The following is a 3345-nucleotide window of genomic DNA, read 5'->3' on the forward strand; positions in this document are numbered from 1 at the left end:
GCAAGCTCTCAGGCGGCGGCGAGGACCGGCTGCGGGGCGAAGTCCGGTGCCGCGGCGACGGCTTCGCGGGACTGGTGGGCGACGGCCTTCTCGGCGCGGCGGTGCTCCTTGGCCTGCAGGACGTGCGCCTCGAAGGCGGTGAAGGCCACCGCGGTCAGGGAGGACCGGCGGCCCGCCTGCATGATGCCGACGTCGGCGGTGAAGGACAGGCGGGTCGGGTCGGCGATGTCGGCGCGCGTGATGCGGTACTCGACGGTGGCGTCGAGGGGGAAGAGGAAGTTCTCGAAGGCGGTGTTCATCGACTCGATGACGTAGTAGTAGCGGCGCTGCGGGTGGTGGGAGGCGAAGTAGCGCTCGCTGACGGCGAGGAACATCTGCCGCGCGGCCTCGATGGCGACCATGCCCTGGACGTGCTCCCCCGTCTGGTGGTCCAGCAGGAGCTCGTTGTCGTTGTGCAGGCGCAGGTCGGCGGCGAAGGTGGTGTCGTCGTCGCGGCGCAGGTTGGCGATGAGGGTGTTGGTCTCGCAGTGCTTGTGGGCCTCGCCGCGGCCGGCGAGGGCGGGGTCGGCGTAGGGGAAGTCGAGGCGGTCGGCGAGGCCGCGCAGGAAGAACTCGTCCCAGACGGCCTCGTGGTCCTCCAGCGTGACGCCCTGGCCCGCCCGTATGTGGATCGGCGCGCTGTCCTCGCCGTAGACGCCCTGGTGCAGGTCCTCGATCAGCTGCGTGACGGTCTGCACGTGGTCCTGGACGGTGAATCCGGCGAATCGGTCACCCACGAGCAGAAGAGGCTGGGTTGCGCTCGGCATTTTGGGTCTCCTAGATGGGGCGTCCCGGGTGGGAGCGGCCTGTAGTGATGACGAAATGTCGTAGTGCTCCGGCCCCGCCCAGGTACTCGTCGGCGGTTCCGATGGCCAAACCGTAGAACGGGACCGGCCACCGATGCAACCATCTAGTTGGTTTTTTCTGCGGACTCCACGCCACGACGGTTGGCCTCCGCTAGCCCAACTATCCAGTTGGTTGGTTCTGCGGTACCCTCTCCCCATGACACCCACGGCCAAGAGTCAGCAGACCCGCGAGAAGCTCCTGGAGGCCGCGCAGGCGGAGTTCTCCGAGTTCGGCCTCGCCGGCGCCCGCGTGGACCGCATCGCCGAACGCTCCGGCGTCAACAAGCAGCGGATCTACGCCTACTTCGGCAACAAGGAGATGCTCTTCTCCGCCGTGATGGCGAAGGTGTACCAGCACATGGGGTCCCTGGTGCCCATCCCGACGACGGAGGAGGGCCTGCGCTCGTACGTGGGCGACGTCTTCGACTACCACCGCACCCACGGCGACCTGGTCTCCCTGCTGGCCTGGGAGGGCCTGCACTACCGGGACCAGCCGATCCCCGACGAGAAGGAGCGCGAGACCTATTACGTCCGCAAGACCGTCGCCCTGAGCATGGCGCTGGGCATCGACGACCCCACCGAGGCGGCGCGCATCCTGCTCGAACTCGTCGGGCTGTCGTCCTGGCCCTTCATCGTGCCGCAGCAGCGGCGCCTGATGCTCGGCCCGGGCCACGACAGCGAGGCGAGCTGGAGCCTGCTGCGCGCCAGCATCATCCGGCACGGCGAGGCGATCATCGACAGCGTCATCGGCGAGCGCAGCGGCGTCTGACCGGCGACGTGGGAGGGGGCTGCAGCCGGATCCGGCTGCAGCCCCCTCCCACGTTCCCGTGCGGAACCATACGCATGTAGCAACCAACCAGATGGTTGGCTAGCTGCGACCGCCCCGCCGTCCCGCCCGCGCCGCGGTTGCGTTTCCCCGCTCCATAAAATACCTTTACGAAGGAATCAAAAATGCCCGGACCTCTCGGCCCGGGCTTCCAACGGCCCGCGCGCGAACGGCAGATGGACCTTCCGCCCGTGCGCGTTCCCCGACCGGCAGCGGCGCCCGCACCGCACGGCCTCTCGCCCGGCACCACCGGCCCGGCCGCGCACGGGCGGCAGGGCCCGGCACGCCCCAGAGCACGCATCTTCCGAGCAAAGGACGCCTGTATGCCCTCCTCGTCGCGGCCCACCACCTACACGCGGGACGACCTGGCCCGCATCACCGGCCTCACCCCGGACATGCTGCGCTGGTTCGAGGACGAGGGGCTGATCGACCTCGCCTCCGACGCCCCGCCGAGCGCCGGCGAGCGCGTCTACCACCCGGCCCACCTGCGCTGGCTGGAGTTCCTCAACCACCTGCGCAGCACGGGGATGCCACTGGCGGAGATGACCCAGTACATGGAACTGACACGCGGCGGGGACGCGACGGTCTCCGAGCGACGGCACCTGCTCGAGGCCCATCGCACCCGCGCGAGCGCGCAGGTGGAGGGCATGACGGCGACGCTGCGCCAACTCGACTGGAAGATCAGCTTCTACCGCGAGCGGGAGCGCGCGATGAGCGCGGCCCCCGCTCCGGCACGCCCCGCGTCCGCGGGTGCCGTGGTCTCCGCGCGCACGGCTGCCGCTGTGCGCCCTGCCGCCTCCGCGCGCCCTGCCACCTCCGCGCGTCCCGCGGCGTCCGCGCGGGGGTAGCCGCCGTGCCGCACCTATGCGGGCCGTCGGCCTCCTTCCAGTCCTCTCCCCCACTCCAGGCCGCTCTCCATGGCGGCGGAGAAGGCGGTGGCCGCCGCCTCGACGCGGAGCACCGCGTGCGCGGCGACCGTGTGCACGTCCCGGCACATCCGGTGCAGTTCACCGTTCGCGTCGAGGACGTGGGACCCGCCGCGCATCAGCTCCGCTGCCACGTCGGCCAGCATCTGTGCCGCGACGGCGGCGTCCCGCTGGTTCGTCGCGACCAGGACGTCCGAGACCGGATCGGTGTCGGCCCGCCGGGCCGCGCGCTCCAGCAGCAGCCCGGCCGCGTCGACGCGCGCCGACGCGGTGGCCAGCGTGGTAGCGACGGCGGGCGACGCGGTCCGCGCGCGGCCGGTGCCGGGCGACGGGGTGGCGGCCCAGTCCGTCCACAGGCGCACGGCCCGGCGGGCCGCTCCCTGCGCGGTGGCGGCGAACATGAGACCGCCGGCCAGCTGGGCGGGGACGGCATGGCTGCGGGAGCGTCCGGGGGCGGCGGCGCCGGCGAGCAACTCGCCGAGGGGGAAGGTCAGGTGCTCGGGTACGTGCACGTCGTGGGCGTGGACCGTGTGTCCCGCGGTGGCCCGCAGGCCGACGGCGTTCCAGGACTCCTCGACGGTGATCCGGTCGGCGGGGACGGCGAAGACCCGCACCGGAGTGCCGGCGGTGCTCTCCTCGGGGGCCGCCAGAAGGACCCATTGCGCGTGGGTGACGGCGCTGACGGGCCGCCAGGTTCCGGTGACCGTCC

General features: G+C 71.7%; 4 protein-coding genes. 2 read left to right on the forward strand and 2 right to left on the reverse strand.

All coding sequences use genetic code 11. The annotated features are described in order from the left end of the window. Positions 1-8 precede the first annotated feature (8 nt). Positions 9-806: an AfsA-related hotdog domain-containing protein gene (locus K377_RS40720; protein ID WP_161195154.1), complete on the reverse strand. Its 798-nt coding sequence runs from the start codon at positions 804-806 to the stop codon at positions 9-11. A 235-nt stretch (positions 807-1041) separates the two neighbouring features. On the opposite strand from K377_RS40720, the gene K377_RS40725 reads away from it, so the two are divergent. Both K377_RS40725 and K377_RS40730 read left to right on the forward strand, forming a co-directional pair. Then, positions 1042-1653 (forward strand): TetR/AcrR family transcriptional regulator, encoded by a 612-nt coding sequence (locus K377_RS40725; RefSeq protein ID WP_161195155.1) that lies wholly within the window; start codon positions 1042-1044, stop codon positions 1651-1653. Positions 1654-2033: 380 nt separating this feature from the next. Further along, entirely contained in the window at positions 2034-2558 is a 525-nt protein-coding gene (locus K377_RS40730; RefSeq protein ID WP_161195156.1) for a MerR family transcriptional regulator, read from the forward strand. A gap of 14 nt (positions 2559-2572) precedes the next feature. Here the strand turns inward: K377_RS40730 and K377_RS40735 are convergent. Beyond that, positions 2573-3345, reverse strand: a 773-nt coding sequence (locus tag K377_RS40735; protein WP_258395321.1) for an acyl-CoA dehydrogenase family protein, incomplete at its 5' end; no start/stop codon positions are given.

Source organism: Streptomyces sp. PsTaAH-137 (assembly GCF_003259365.1).
Taxonomy (GTDB): Bacteria; Actinomycetota; Actinomycetes; order Streptomycetales; family Streptomycetaceae; genus Streptomyces.